This is a genomic window from Candidatus Nitrospira nitrosa, assembly GCF_001458735.1.
Taxonomy (GTDB): domain Bacteria; phylum Nitrospirota; class Nitrospiria; order Nitrospirales; family Nitrospiraceae; genus Nitrospira_D; species Nitrospira_D nitrosa.
On the sequence record NZ_CZQA01000001.1, the window covers coordinates 1400040 to 1412133 of the forward strand.

Sequence of the window (12094 nt, forward strand, 5' to 3'; positions counted from 1 at the left end):
AGGCGAGGGCAGAAGTTGGTGCCGTATCGTTCAGTCGGCAGGCGTGATGGGGGGGGCTCAAGTGAATACAGGCAGCACCGTGGACAGAGGACAGTCGAATGAGAGCCCAGCGGCGACTCCCAGAGCCTCCCTCATCCTTCTGACGGGAGCCAGCGGCTACATAGGTGGACGTCTCCTGCCGTCGTTAGAGCAACAGGGATATCGCTTACGCTGTTTGGCGAGACATCCCGAGATTCTGAAACCGAGAGTCGGCCCCTCTACGGAAGTTGTCGCGGGTGATGTTCTTGATCGAGCGAGTCTGGAGCATGCATTGCGCGGGGTGGACGTGGCGTACTACATGGTCCACTCCATGAGCTCAATCGGTTCTTTTGAAGACACGGATCGGAGGGCTGCTAGAAACTTCGGTGAGGTTGCGAAAGCGGCGGGGGTCAAGGGCCTCATTTATGTTGGTGGCCTTGGACGAGACGATGAACAACTTTCGGCTCATTTGCGCAGTCGGCATGAGGTGGGGGACATCCTGAGGCAGTCAGGATTGCCTGTATGTGAATTTCGTGCATCGGCGGTCATAGGCTCCGGCAGCGCCTCGTTTGAGCTGATTCGTGGCCTGGTCGAGCGTCTCCCGATCATGCTCACGCCCAAGTGGGTCAAGGGAAAGGCGCAGCCGATCGCCATCGATGATCTGTTGGACTACCTGATGGAAGCGCTTCGGATTCCCGTCGCCGAATACCGGATCTATGAGGTGGGCGGTGCCGACCAAGTATCCTATGCGGACATGATGCGTGCATATGGTCGTCAACGTGGCCTCAGTCCTCTGATCATCCCAGTTCCAGTCCTCACACCGTGGTTGTCTGCGCTCTGGCTTGGACTGGTCACGCCGCTCTACGCTCGAATCGGAAGAGCGATCATTGCAAGCATCGTCCATGTCACGGTGGTGCGGGACCGTACTGCGCTGACGACTTTTCCTGTGCGACCGATGGGCATTGATGAGGCGATTCGCCGAGCCCTTGCCCAGGAAGAAAAACATTTTTCGGCTACGCGCTGGTCAGACGCTATCTCATCATCGGGGCGGTTGCCATCGTGGGGAGGAGTTCGATTCGGTACACGCATTGTTGATTCACGGACCCTCACCGTTCATGCACCTGCATCAGCGGTGTTCAAGTGTATTGAAAGGCTTGGCGGGGACCATGGTTGGTACGCATGGAACTGGCTGTGGCATCTTCGTGGCTTTATCGATCTGCTTCAAGGGGGGGTGGGCATGAGACGCGGACGGCCATCGGCCTCGTCTCTCCGCGTCGGCGATACGGTCGACACCTTCCGGGTTGAGGCGATTGAGCCGAATCGCCGCCTGCGGCTGAAATCCGAGATGGCACTGCCGGGACGGGCTTGGTTGGAGTTTGAGGTGACTGAGCTCGGCTCAGTCACCCAGATCCGCCAAACGGCGATCTTTGATCCGGTGGGACTGAAAGGGCAACTTTATTGGTACTCCCTCTATGTCCCCCACGAATTCGTATTCAACGGGATGATACGTGGGATCGCACGAGCTGCCTTGCGCGAAGTAGGCGCCATCGACAACAGGCGTATTCAGTCTAGGATCGGCCGTTCATACGGAATTTCGAGCGATACTCAATCAGCGGATCATTCCAAATCTCCCGGTACTCTCAACCACGCAAGTCAGAAGCCTTCTGGAGTCACCACTAAGATGACGCTACGCCTGGGGATCCTCCTGCTCAGCATACTCCTGACAGCCTCATTTCTGCAGGCTGGTCCCATCGACATCCCAGACCATTCTGATCAGAGCACGTTTCGCCTGGTTCACGAAGTGGAACACGAGGTAGATCATGCGTGGGAGGTGTATCACCGGGCGGCTCTGGGGGGAACGGTAGCCTCCCCCAAGCTGCAGGCCGAGATCGAAGAGCACTTGCACCAGGCGCGCACGCTTATTACTCAGGCCCAAGAAGAGGTCAACCAGGGGGACACCGGTCGGGTGGCGTCACTCGTCAAACAAGTGCGCATCCATACGACCCACGCGATTGAAGGAAGCAGGGAGTCGAAGCAATGACGACCATGGGATGCTTCCATTTGTCTCAAATCTCCCGCATGGCGCTGCAAGGGATTGGACTAGACGCAACAGATTGCCGGAGGCCGGTCTCATATTCTGTTCAGGTGACGCTGAACTCCGCACGGCGTCACCCGCTGAGGCAGGCAGGTCCCCTCGTGATAGAGGGGCCTGCCTCCTTGGCGAGCTGGAAGCTCTATAAAGGGCAGTTTCCGTTTTCGACAGGTGAAAGGAGTGCATCATGGATATGAGCGTTGTCTTTTTGGTTGCCATGGGATTCTTGACCTGTGCACTGGTGGCCGGGCTCTTTCAGACTCTGAGCGCGGCAGTGATTCGGCGGGAGAAAGACAGAAGGTCCACGCGGAAGTAAGAAATGCCCGAGTGTCATGTTATCCCTATCGGGGGTTCCCATGGAGATCATCGGGAAGCCAAACAAGGTATCGGCTCTCTCTGATCCGACGAGGCACGATATATGTGCGCGGTGCGACGGGCTGATGGTTGTCGCGCACTATGTGGATTTGCAGGGCCATGCAGGCGGGGTTATGTTCAAAGAATTACGCTGCACCAATTGTGGAGAATTCATCGATCAGATGGTACTGGCGAATCGACTGAAGCCGGCGCCTCAGGCCCTCGAAGGCCCGAAACAAAGGAAGTTCGCACGATAGGTGAGTCACAATAAATCGGCTACGCACAAATGAGATAAGAGGGCTACGGATCGGACTCGGTTGCGCACATGTCTGAAATATCGACAATGTTGAAGGAGAGTAGTACCGAAGGATAAACCCATGAAGATTGTTATCGCTGGAGGTACAGGATTCATTGGTCGAGCTCTGTATGCCGCGCTTAACCAGGGAGGCCATAGGGTTACGATTTTGACTAGGCAAGCAAGCCGGGTCCATTCTCGTCGTGAGCTGCCGGTGCAAGCTGTCGAATGGAACGCACGGGACTCAGGCCCCTGGGAGCAGGTCCTTGAAGGAGTCGATGCGGTCATCAACCTAGCCGGTGCATCCATCGCCGACACGCGCTGGACGGATGTGCGCAAGCAACTCATTACCGATAGCCGAATCCTGACCACCCGTTTACTGGTTCGGGCGCTGTCACGCTGGTCGTCGAAACCCACTATCTTCATCAGCGCATCCGGCATCGGATATTACGGTGCCACCGACGATCGCCGCCTGGATGAAGGTGCGGCGCGAGGCGATGGCTTCTTGGCCGATCTCTGTCTTGCATGGGAATCAGAGGCGTTGCAGGCTGCAGAATGTGGGGCGCGGGTCGTCATGCTACGCACTGGAATGGTGCTGGAGCAAGACGGAGGGGCTTTGCCCAAGATGCTGTTGCCCTTCCGATTCTTTGCCGGAGGTCCCATCATGCCGGGGAATCAGTGGGTCTCCTGGATTCACCGCTATGATCATGTTGGTCTGATCCAGTGGGCGCTCAGTACACCGACGGTTTCTGGTCCGATCAATGCCGTGGCTCCAGAGCCCGTGATGATGAAGACGTTCTGTGAAGTTCTTGGACAGGTGCTTCACCGACCGTCTTGGCTTCCTGTTCCGATGTTTGCGTTACATGTACTTCTTGGCGAGTTAGGCACATTGATGACAACCGGACAACGAGTCATTCCGGCGAAAGCCGTGGCGGGAGGGTATTGCTTCAAATATCCAACGTTAGAAGAAGCATTGCGGGATGTGCTCATGCGATCGGCAGCATAATAAATAGGAGGTACGCGTATGCGAATCCCAAGCATTCTTATCGCGTTAGGATTGGTGATGAGCCTTATCGTCTCCGGTATAGCCATGGCCGACCAACACACGAGCCAGGCTCATCACGGGTACAAAGACGATGTAAAACTTCCTCACGGTGTCATCGGCATTTCTCTCCAGGTAGGGGCAGAGCGAATCGGCGATCCGGCCATCCTGTATGTCGGCATGGTTCATCCTGAGGGACCAGCTCAGCAGGCGGGGCTTGGACATGGGGATGAGGTGGTGAGTGTTGATGGGGCATCGGTGAAAGGAAAACGGTATGAAGAGGTGGTTGGCATGATTCGAGGAGAGCCAGGAACCGCTGTGAAAGTCGGCGTAAAGGGGGAAAACGGTCTTCGTGAGCTGTCGATCACGCGTGTGGCCGGCGACAAGCTACCGAAAGGACCAGCCGGAACGCACGGAAACCCTGCACGGTAACCACATAGGGAAGTAGGACAGCACATGCGTGGAATCGTCTGGTTCAGAAGAGATCTTCGCCTTGCCGACCAATCGGCATTCATCGCGGCCTGTGAAGAATGTGACGAGGTCATTCCACTGTTCGTGTTCGATGAGCCGTTACTGCAATCGCATGAGTTCGGGGCGGCCTGCGTGAACTTCATGCTGGGGTGTTTGGAGGAGCTTCAATCATCGCTTGCGGAGCTCGGACTGGTGTTGCAGTGGCGGCGTGGGGTCCAAGTCGACGAAGTGTTACGAGCGGCGCTCGAATGGGAAGCTGATGCCGTGTATTGGAACCGAGATTATGAGCCGCGTGCGCTCATACGAGATCAAGGGATGCAGGAGCGATTGGCTCGGGAAGGTATCGTTGCCAAGAGCTTCAAAGACCACGTGGTGTTTGAGGCAGAGGAAGTGCGGAGCGCCACTGGAGAGCCGATGCAGCGCTATAGCGCGTATCGTGCTCGCTGGTGGGCCAAGTGGCATGCGGTCAAACCGACAGTCCGTGCCATCCCACATCCCTCAATAACGACAAGGAAAGCCGTCCGGTTATCTCCATCGGTCCTTCCAACCGCCGAGGAGCTGGGCTACGAGCATCTCGTTCCGTGGGTTGCACCGGGAGAGCGTCATGCCCGCAAACAATTGCAGTGGTTCATCGAGAGCCCCATTCACCGGTATGCCGATGGTCGGAATCGTCCTGCGATCGATGGGAGCGCAAAGTTGTCTCCTCACTTGCGGTTCGGAACCCTCTCCCCGAGGGAGACTGTACAGACAGCGCTACACAGTCTCTCCCAGAGAGGTCCGGTCTCTCGAACAGACGTGTTTACCTGGATCGATGAATTGATCTGGCGTGAATTCTTTCAGCAAGTCTTAGCGGCATTTCCGCATGTCGTTGAGGGACCATTCCGTCGGACAGCCGTGCCTCCGCCGCGAGACCATAGCGCGGAGCGTGATGTCTTGTTCCAAGCGTGGTGCAGTGGACGGACGGGGTATCCGATTGTCGACGCCGGTATGCGGCAGCTCAATCAGACAGGATGGATGCACAATCGCGTCCGCATGATCGTGGCGTCCTTTCTCATCAAGGATCTTCGGATCGACTGGCGGAGTGGTGAGCAGTACTTCATGCGCCACCTGCTCGATGCTGATGTGGCGGCCAATAACGGGAATTGGCAGTGGTGTGCCTCAACCGGCACAGACAGCATGCCGGGCTATCGGATTTTTAATCCTGCGCTTCAGAGTAGGAAGTTTGATCCTGATGGGGGCTACATTCGTCGATATGTCCCTGAACTTGCTTCGGTCTCGTCGAAAAGGATTCATGAGCCACATCTCATGACTCCTGAGGAGCAAGAACAGGCACATTGCAGAATCGGGATAGAGTATCCGTCACCGGTGGTGGATCATCAACTTGCGCGTCAGGAATATCTCAACCTCGGACGGCAGGAGACAACAAGATGACAACCTCCCTGCTTCGCCTCGGTATCAGCCGTTGCCTCCTTGGTGATGAAGTCCGCTTTGACGGAGGGCATAAGCAGGACCGATTCTTGACCGATGTATTGGGCCGCTACGTCGAATGGGTGCCGGTTTGTCCTGAGGTCGAGGCAGGATTGGGTATCCCTCGGGAAGCCATGCGGCTAGTCGGGGATCCGCGGCACCCGCGACTCATGACCATTACGAGCAAGGACGATCACACCTCAGCCATGGAGACCATGATTGACGAGCGTCTCAAGTCGCTCGGCGAATTGGATCTCTCCGGCTTTGTCTTCAAGCGAGGCTCTCCCAGTTGCGGGGTTGAACGGGTGCGTGTGTACACGGCACAAGGAATGCCGAGTCACAGCGGCATCGGAATTTTTGCAAAAGCCTTTATGGCGGAATTTGCGTTGATTCCTGTCGAGGAAGAAGGCCGACTCTGTGACCCGTCACTTCGAGAGAACTTTATCGAGCGAGTGTTTTGTTATCGTCGGCTGCAGGACCTCCTGCAGAGTGGGCTCAACAGGCAGGAGCTCATTCGCTTTCACACCATCCATAAGTACTTGCTGTTGTCCCATAGTCCACAACATTACAAGACGCTGGGACAGCTCGTCGCTCAGGCCGAACGGTATCGACCCAAGGACCTGACGGTGAAATATGCGGATCTCTTCATGAAGACGTTGGCCGTGAGAGCGACAGTCTCTAAACACGTGAATGTCTTGCAACATATCGTGGGCCACTTCAAAAAGCTGATGAACCCATGTGAGAAGGCCGAGCTGATGGGCGTGATCAATGATTATCATCAAGGGCTGACTCCGTTAATCGTCCCGCTGACGCTTATCAAGCACTATGTCCATGTATTCGACATGAGTTACATCCGTGACCAGGTGTATCTCAACCCACATCCCAAGGAACTGATGTTACGGAATCACGTGTAGAAAGGGACGCACATGCCGCACGTTGTCATCGAAGAAACCGGAGAACTTCAGGCGTTGTATCAGAACTTCACACCGACGCTTCAGCGGACGGGAGCCGAGATACTCAAAATTCAGGAATTCTACATGTCCAGAAACGGGAAGGATGCCTTGCTCGAGTGTGTGGCGATCGAGCAAGGCACGTCGAGCAATTTCTTTGTCCAGCTCAAGTTACACGACAAGGCTATCACCGTTCGGTTGCTGCCCGCGACCGATCCTGAAAAAACTCCGGGAGTCAAGAAGGTGATGGCCCTCGTAGCCAGGTTTATCCGAACCGTCTATCCGGAGAGTCGCTATGGAAAGACAAATCTCCAGGAATACTTAACGATGATGGACTCTCCCAAAGCGTGAAGACGTAGCCTCGATAGATCGGAACCTGGTAAGAATGGCCAGGGTAATTGTGAGAACCGGTGTTGGTTGCCCAAGACGGCATTGAAATATGGTTCACTGGAAGTCATCAGTGATGAGCGTGATGCACACATCTGCTTTGGGTAGGGAGCATGGCTTTCCGTATCATTTAGGGCAGCACATCAGGATTTATCAGGTGGTCAACGGTGTGAGGCATATGATCCAAAACTTTGACCATGTGATCGACATCCGCCAGTGGCACGCGCCTCCGCGTCCAGATGCGCGGGTGCGATGTTCGTGTATGGTTTGACGAGCAAGCCGTCTTTAGACTCTGTGATCACACGTTTGCCAAAGGGCGTGTCGGGCTCTGGGCGAAATCCGATGCCGTGACCTATTGTGATGATGTGCCTCTCCAAAAGACGCGTTGACGTGTGTGGTACAGAATCGGTCAGTCCTCCCACAATTGCGCGGCCACGAGACGCCGTGCGTACTAGCTATAGGAGAAGAAACTCATGAATGATTCAATGAAGGGGGTTGTCCTCGTAGGTCATGGTGGCATCCCAAAGGACTGCCCGCAAGATCTGGTAACGAAATTGAAACGATTGGAAGCTCAACGGCGTGCGGCCAAACAGCAGCCGTCCCAGGAAGAACTTGAATTGGATCAGAAGATCCGTCGTTGGCCACGAACCAAAGAGACCGATCCCTACCAATCGGGCCTGGAAGCCGTGGGGGCCATGTTGCGTCCACACCTGAATGGGGCGTTGTTTGCCATGGCCTACAATGAATTCTGCGCGCCGACATTGGAAGAAGCCGTGGAGGATTTGGTGAAACAAGGCGTGACATCCATCACCGTCCTGACGACGATGTTCACGCCGGGTGGCTCTCATTCGGAGGTCGAGATACCGGAGATCTTGGACCACTTGCGACCGCTGTATCCCGCTGTTGAACTGCGCTATGCGTGGCCGTTCGATTTGCAGCTGATCGCAAAGACCCTATCAGAGCAGCTAAGGAGATGGGCATGATATGAACTTCTGTGGTAAAGCAGGGCGAGGGTGACGGCCTAGGAGACTTCATGTCCGCAACGGCTCAAAAGGTGAAATAACTCATCATGGCTGCAACTCCCAATGTGCTGATTGTCGGTGCCGGCCTTGCCGGATTGGCCTGTGCGCGTCGCCTGACGAACGCTGGTCTCGCGTGCACGGTCCTTGAAGCGTCCGACGGCATTGGGGGGCGTGTCCGCACGGATCGTGTCGAAGGATTTCAACTCGATCGCGGATTTCAGGTCTTCCTTGCCGGATATCCGGAAGCGCGGGAAACGCTCAACTATCCTGCGTTGGCGCTCATGCCGTTTCATGCCGGAGCGCTCATTCGTCACGCGGGACGCTTTCATGTGATGAGCGATCCCTTTCGCCGGCCGCAAGACGTTCCACAGATGATGCTCAGTCCCATCGGCACGCTTGCCGACAAGTTCAGGATGCTGCGTATGCGACGGGACACCCTGCGGCAGCATCTCTGTGCTGTGATGAAGGACCCCACAGGGCCGACTCGTGCTGTGCTGCAGGCCTATGAGTTTTCTGACGCCATGGTGATGCATTTCTTCCGACCGTTTCTCAGTGGTGTGTTCTTGGAGACAGAATTAAAAACCCCTTGCTGGATTTTTGAACTGGTCTGGGGGGCGTTCTGCCGAGGAGTCACTGCTGTACCACGAGACGGTATGGGCGCTATCGCACAACAACTCGCGGGTACGTTACCGCCTGGGACGATTCGCCTGAACCACGCCGTCCAACAGATTCATGCTGCGAGCGTGGTATTGGAGTCCGGGGAGTCGCTCCGGACCGATGTGTTGGTATTGGCGACTGATGACGCGACCGCCGCACGATTGCGTGGAGAGAATGGATCAAACGCCCTAGCTCGCGGCTCGGTGACGCTCTATTTTGATGCGCCGGCTGCTCCACAACGCGGACCTTGGTTGATGGTGAATGGGGAAAACGATGGGGTGGCCCGGACTGTCTGTGTTCTGAGTGAGGCAGCGCCATCATACGCGCCGCCTGGGCGAGCCTTGATCTCAGTGACTGCGACTGAACAGGTTGGTGCGCAGGGTGATATTTCTCAAGCGGTACGACAACATCTTCAATCCTGGTTTGGCTCGCAAGTCAACGAGTGGCGTCATCTACGAACGGATTGCATTCAACGTGCGCTGCCCCCACTCGACGTACTATCAACCGGGAACCGCACCACCTCACCGCGCCTGGCTGCAGGGCTGTATCTTTGTGGGGATTACCGGGAAAGTGGGACACTCGATGGCGCCCTGCTGTCGGGACGGAAAGCGGCGGAAGCCATACTGGCTGATTTCGGCTTGTCGTGACTTGAACGGTCGGTGTTTCCTTGGTGTATCTGATCAGCAGCCGGAGCCTCCGTGGATTCTGATCCAAAGTCTTGCGTAACTCTTCAACGCCCGCAGGCGATTGTCATGAGCGCGGCAGTAGCCGTGCCGGTGGCCGACGTTGTCAATTGGCCTGTTGCTCCGGTAGTGCGCCCTGCAGCTCCTGAACCCATATGCTCCGCATACCAAGTGGTTTTCACCGGTTGGCTTTTGCGGTTCTGACAGTCATATTCTCGCAGTGTGATTTTTGAGAGTGCTGAGTTGCCAGCTTCCGCCTGAGTCGTCTTATAGTCGAAGAGATCCGACATCATGACGGTCTCGTCTGCCTTCCGAATACTGCCGTGATCCGCATAATAGAGGTAGGTTTCCGTCTCTCCGATCTTCGTCCATTCCGCTGCGGCACTGGGTGAGGAAGCGGACGGCGTCTCACTTCCCGTACAGGCGGTCATCATCCCACAAGAGAGCGCGATCAGCATCAATAGTCGTTGCATATTACCCCCTGTTATTTGAATGCAGCGTCGACGGAACCGTACGACAGGCAACCTGCATTTCTGTAGCATCGTCGCTGCCGGGAACCACCCGTGACCACTCACGCGTGGCCGGCGCCGCGTAGAGGACCGGGCCTTGTGCCAAAGCTTGCGGGTAGTACCGAACATGGAGCGGTCGGCTTTTTCTCTGGTCGCAATGGTATTGACGTTTGATCTTCACTGACCGGTAGGGACCGCCTGGGATAGCTCGCTGCACACGAAAGTCCCGAAGCGTCCAGAGGGTAACCGTTGGGCCCCACACTCCAATACTGGTCATATTCACGTAGCGGTCGTATTTATGGGTTCCCCCCACTCGCACCCATTCATCCGCTGCTAAGCCAGCAACTGGTGCCTGACAGAGAAAGAAGCCGAGGCTAAGACCAATTAAGAGATGTCGCTGATTCATCCGCATGCATTTTCCCTTATGGGTGCAGAACGTTAGCTTGCCGCCAAGGCTTTTTCGAGATCGGCCAGAATGGTGGGCGACAAGGGATTCATTCCTGGGTCATATTTCCCGATGACGTTGCCTGAGCGATCGACCAAGTATTTTTGAAAGTTCCACGTCACACGGCCAGGGAAGGCGCTTTGCTCGGTCAGGTAGCGGTAGAGTGGATGTTTATCTTTCCCAACCACGCTGATTTTTGAGAACAGGGGGAAACTGACGCTGTATCGTGTGTAGCAGAATCCTTTGATTTCTTGATTAGTCCCCGGCTCCTGCTGCCCAAAATCATTCGCCGGAAATGCGAGGACTTCGAACCCCCGCTCCTGATATCGCTCATACATTTCCTGGAGGCCGGCGTACTGCGGCGTATTGCCGCACATGCTCGCGGTATTCACGATGAGCAGCACCTTACCCTTGAATGTCTTGAGATCGACGGGTTGGCCATCAATGTCCGGGAGGCGAAATCCATATAGAGGTGCCATCGTGGCACCGGTGCGTGAGGGCGCAAGGGGTTGTTTCTCCAGTGCGTAGGTTTGCGAGGTGGACAGTGCGATGAATCCAAGTTCGAGCAGGACGAGGCCGGAGAGGGCAAAGAGAACTTTTGAGTAGATCGGCATGGTGAAGGCCTCCTTATCTATGGTTAGCAACTGGGATGCTTCCCAAGATAACCTTAGTGTCCATGGTTTGTCAATTATAAACTTGACAAACCATGGACATCGTGATAGTAATACATCCAGACATTCCTCATTATGAAAACTGGTGTGGCTTAACTGACGAAATGCAGGGGGGGGGCCACCAAATGCTCTGGTGTCAGCAGTTATGCAATAGATTTCGATCTGCTCAGACGTCGCTATTACAAGAGCGTGATCGTCCGATTAATGAGACACCCAGAGCGATAGGTGAAGCGGGCTGCCACCGTAAAATAGATTCAGCTTGAACCCATGCTCATGAAGAATTCTTCATGAGAATCTAAGGGGGCCTTCATCTTGTGAAGGGTATGCTTCACGAGTAGGTGTGGAAGGAGGTGAAAATCGATGCTGACGATCTTCATTGCAATTGTTGCTCTGAGCATTATCACCGCGATCATATATCGGCCGACCGTCACTCTTGTCCCCATCAAACTCAAACGAGTAACACAATTCCAAAAACTGTGTAGCGTACTCGTGGTTTTTCCACTGATGTCACCCGGTCTGGCTGGTGCGCATGGCAATGTGACTCTAGAGGAAGATGTTTGTGTTCAACGCGTCGGGGGGAATCTCGTCCATTTCAACGCCTATCAGCCGCAACATGCCGCAAAGGCTCAGTATTGTACCGACATCCCGGCTGAAGGGGACACCTTTCTCGTGCTGGATCTCGTCGATCCGATCCTGCGAAATCTCCCAATAGGAGTGCGGGTGATCAAGGGAATGAGTGAGGCCACAGAGGAGGCGACCGTTGCCTACTGGCCACCCAGGATCCATCCGGACGGAGTCCTACGAGGAGAAGCCAAATTAGCCAAGGGGCTCTATCGGGTAATCATCACGCCAGAAGGGTTCAGCCCCTCGTCGTATCTATTACGAGTCCAGCAGATTGATTATGCAAATGTGGCAAAAACAGCGATTGGACCTTTGACCGTACTCCTGCTGCTCATCGTGATCGGCTATGAGGTCTCAAAATCAACGCGACTCAGAAGCTGGTGGGCTTCCAGTCGTGCCTAAACTAGTCT

The 12094-nt window shown here is 55.3% G+C and carries 14 protein-coding genes; 11 read left to right on the forward strand and 3 right to left on the reverse strand.

What is annotated here, in order from left to right:
- Positions 1-46 precede the first annotated feature (46 nt).
- From COMA1_RS06675 to COMA1_RS06715, 10 genes are all read left to right on the forward strand, one after another.
- Entirely contained in the window at positions 47-2059 is a 2013-nt protein-coding gene (locus COMA1_RS06675) for an SDR family oxidoreductase (RefSeq protein ID WP_090745560.1), read from the forward strand.
- Positions 2060-2297: 238 nt separating this feature from the next.
- Positions 2298-2426, forward strand: coding sequence for a hypothetical protein (locus COMA1_RS21800; RefSeq protein ID WP_281176222.1), 129 nt, complete (start codon positions 2298-2300; stop codon positions 2424-2426).
- A gap of 16 nt (positions 2427-2442) precedes the next feature.
- On the forward strand, positions 2443-2721 hold the full coding sequence (locus tag COMA1_RS06680) for a hypothetical protein (protein ID WP_141654243.1): 279 nt from the start codon (positions 2443-2445) through the stop codon (positions 2719-2721).
- 120 nt (positions 2722-2841) lie between these two features.
- The gene (locus COMA1_RS06685) at positions 2842-3765 is read left to right on the forward strand and encodes a TIGR01777 family oxidoreductase (protein ID WP_090745567.1); all 924 of its coding nucleotides are present in this window, start codon (positions 2842-2844) and stop codon (positions 3763-3765) included.
- 18 nt (positions 3766-3783) lie between these two features.
- Positions 3784-4233, forward strand: a complete 450-nt coding sequence (locus COMA1_RS06690) for a PDZ domain-containing protein (RefSeq protein ID WP_090745571.1) — start codon at positions 3784-3786, stop codon at positions 4231-4233.
- Between the two features lie 24 nt (positions 4234-4257).
- Positions 4258-5703, forward strand: coding sequence for a cryptochrome/photolyase family protein (locus COMA1_RS06695; RefSeq protein WP_090745574.1), 1446 nt, complete (start codon positions 4258-4260; stop codon positions 5701-5703).
- Entirely contained in the window at positions 5700-6653 is a 954-nt protein-coding gene (locus COMA1_RS06700; RefSeq protein ID WP_090745577.1) for a YbgA family protein, read from the forward strand. The genes COMA1_RS06695 and COMA1_RS06700 overlap by 4 nt, the downstream gene beginning before the upstream one ends.
- Before the next feature lie 12 nt (positions 6654-6665).
- Complete coding sequence (locus COMA1_RS06705; RefSeq protein WP_090745579.1) at positions 6666-7040, forward strand: hypothetical protein; 375 nt, start codon at positions 6666-6668, stop codon at positions 7038-7040.
- A 509-nt stretch (positions 7041-7549) separates the two neighbouring features.
- Positions 7550-8059, forward strand: a complete 510-nt coding sequence (locus COMA1_RS06710; RefSeq protein ID WP_090745582.1) for a sirohydrochlorin chelatase — start codon at positions 7550-7552, stop codon at positions 8057-8059.
- 86 nt (positions 8060-8145) lie between these two features.
- The gene (locus COMA1_RS06715) at positions 8146-9402 is read left to right on the forward strand and encodes an NAD(P)/FAD-dependent oxidoreductase (RefSeq protein WP_090745584.1); all 1257 of its coding nucleotides are present in this window, start codon (positions 8146-8148) and stop codon (positions 9400-9402) included.
- Positions 9403-9485: 83 nt separating this feature from the next.
- Here COMA1_RS06715 and COMA1_RS06720 read toward each other — a convergent pair whose 3' ends face one another.
- Genes COMA1_RS06720 through COMA1_RS06730 form a run of 3 tightly spaced genes read right to left on the reverse strand, consistent with a single transcriptional unit; the run spans position 9486 to position 11006 of the window.
- Positions 9486-9911: a surface-adhesin E family protein gene (locus COMA1_RS06720; protein ID WP_090745586.1), complete on the reverse strand. Its 426-nt coding sequence runs from the start codon at positions 9909-9911 to the stop codon at positions 9486-9488.
- Between the two features lies 1 nt (position 9912).
- Complete coding sequence (locus COMA1_RS06725) at positions 9913-10359, reverse strand: surface-adhesin E family protein (RefSeq protein ID WP_090745590.1); 447 nt, start codon at positions 10357-10359, stop codon at positions 9913-9915.
- 26 nt (positions 10360-10385) lie between these two features.
- Entirely contained in the window at positions 10386-11006 is a 621-nt protein-coding gene (locus tag COMA1_RS06730) for a glutathione peroxidase (RefSeq protein WP_245630882.1), read from the reverse strand.
- Positions 11007-11423: 417 nt separating this feature from the next.
- On the opposite strand from COMA1_RS06730, the gene COMA1_RS06735 reads away from it, so the two are divergent.
- Positions 11424-12086 (forward strand): hypothetical protein, encoded by a 663-nt coding sequence (locus COMA1_RS06735; protein ID WP_218055316.1) that lies wholly within the window; start codon positions 11424-11426, stop codon positions 12084-12086.
- Positions 12087-12094: the final 8 nt, after the last annotated feature.

Excerpts from the sequence above, each read along its gene's own strand:
- COMA1_RS06705 (WP_090745579.1), top strand. The coding sequence starts at position 6,666 with ATGCCGCACGTTGTCATCGAAGAAACCGGAGAACTTCAGGCGTTGTAT.
- COMA1_RS06710 (WP_090745582.1), top strand. The coding sequence starts at position 7,550 with ATGAATGATTCAATGAAGGGGGTTGTCCTCGTAGGTCATGGTGGCATC.
- COMA1_RS06690 (WP_090745571.1), top strand. The coding sequence starts at position 3,784 with ATGCGAATCCCAAGCATTCTTATCGCGTTAGGATTGGTGATGAGCCTT.
- COMA1_RS06685 (WP_090745567.1), top strand. The coding sequence starts at position 2,842 with ATGAAGATTGTTATCGCTGGAGGTACAGGATTCATTGGTCGAGCTCTG.
- COMA1_RS06735 (WP_218055316.1), top strand. The coding sequence starts at position 11,424 with ATGCTGACGATCTTCATTGCAATTGTTGCTCTGAGCATTATCACCGCG.
- COMA1_RS06695 (WP_090745574.1), top strand. The coding sequence starts at position 4,258 with ATGCGTGGAATCGTCTGGTTCAGAAGAGATCTTCGCCTTGCCGACCAA.
- COMA1_RS21800 (WP_281176222.1), top strand. The coding sequence starts at position 2,298 with ATGGATATGAGCGTTGTCTTTTTGGTTGCCATGGGATTCTTGACCTGT.
- COMA1_RS06675 (WP_090745560.1), top strand. The coding sequence starts at position 47 with ATGGGGGGGGCTCAAGTGAATACAGGCAGCACCGTGGACAGAGGACAG.
- COMA1_RS06715 (WP_090745584.1), top strand. The coding sequence starts at position 8,146 with ATGGCTGCAACTCCCAATGTGCTGATTGTCGGTGCCGGCCTTGCCGGA.
- COMA1_RS06700 (WP_090745577.1), top strand. The coding sequence starts at position 5,700 with ATGACAACCTCCCTGCTTCGCCTCGGTATCAGCCGTTGCCTCCTTGGT.
- COMA1_RS06730 (WP_245630882.1), bottom strand. The coding sequence starts at position 11,006 with ATGCCGATCTACTCAAAAGTTCTCTTTGCCCTCTCCGGCCTCGTCCTG.
- COMA1_RS06725 (WP_090745590.1), bottom strand. The coding sequence starts at position 10,359 with ATGCGGATGAATCAGCGACATCTCTTAATTGGTCTTAGCCTCGGCTTC.
- COMA1_RS06720 (WP_090745586.1), bottom strand. The coding sequence starts at position 9,911 with ATGCAACGACTATTGATGCTGATCGCGCTCTCTTGTGGGATGATGACC.
- COMA1_RS06680 (WP_141654243.1), top strand. The coding sequence starts at position 2,443 with ATGTTATCCCTATCGGGGGTTCCCATGGAGATCATCGGGAAGCCAAAC.